This is a genomic window from Actinoplanes sp. ATCC 53533, assembly GCF_003947245.1.
Map to the genome: position 1 here is coordinate 1 of NZ_QHHV01000537.1, position 1,028 is coordinate 1,028.

Annotated in this window: 1 pseudogene; it reads right to left on the reverse strand. The window is 67.8% G+C overall.

What is annotated here, in order from left to right:
• Positions 1-1,028 (reverse strand): annotated as a pseudogene (locus tag DMB66_RS59860) (hypothetical protein); the annotation flags it as partial.

The window sequence follows — 1,028 nt, forward strand, 5'->3', positions numbered from 1 at the left end:
CCGGGTGGCGAGGTCGTCGCGGTTCAGCCGGGCGGCGGCGTAGGCGGTGAGGCGCGCGTGGCCCTGGCGCAGGATCAGGTTGCCGAAGTACGCACCGCACTCGGCCGTCTGCTCTTCCCTGGTTCCGTTGAAGAGGCGGCAGTACTGCAGCCAGGCAGCCTCGAACGCGGGCAGGTCGACCAGATCGATGACCTCGGCGCAGACCTCGACCTGGCCGAACATCGCGCTGAGGTGGGAGACGTTGACGGTCTTGCCGGCGACCGGCGCGAACCGGCCGGTGTCGAGGTCGTACAGCCCGCTGCCGGTGACGAAGCCGTTCGGCATGGCGGCGATGGTCTCCATCGTGCCGATCAGCTTCGACCTCGCGAGGTCTGCCTTCGGGCCACGGCGTTCCCATTCGGTGAGCCATGCGGCGGCCAGGCCGCTCCAGTCGGTGCCGAGGCCGATCGACAGCGCGTGCGGGTCGGGCGTGTACGGCTCGGTGCGAATCTTGCGGATCGGGTCCAGCACCAGGAAGGTGCGATCCGAGTCGACGAGCTCCGACAGCAGATCGCCGGTCCGTTCGTCACCGGTCAGGTAGTAGTAGATCCGCCGGTAGACAGCCGTGCTGATGCGTTGCTGTTTGGCGCTGTCGGCCCAGTGCTGCACGCCATGACGGGTGCCGAGCCCGGCCCACTTGCCGAGGTGATAGACGTCCACCTCGCCGGTGTGCCTGGTCATCGCCTCGGCGAAGCGGAAGATGTCGGCGCGACCGGAGCGGAGGAAGGCGTACCACAGCCACAGGTCCGGCGAGAGCTCCGAGTTGTCCCAGGCGTAGCCACCCACGTCGTACCGCCACACGAGGCGGTCCTCGTCGAAGGTGTGCATGATGTCGCCGTAGTCCCAGAATCCGTACCAGTGCCGCTGTTCCACCTGGCGCTGGTAGTACCCGAACAGGAAGTCCAGGTGGTCCTCGATCGCGGCCTTGGCCGGCTGCGACCGGTCGACGGGCGAGAACAGTCCGCCGAAGACCTTGCTGGCGACCAGGT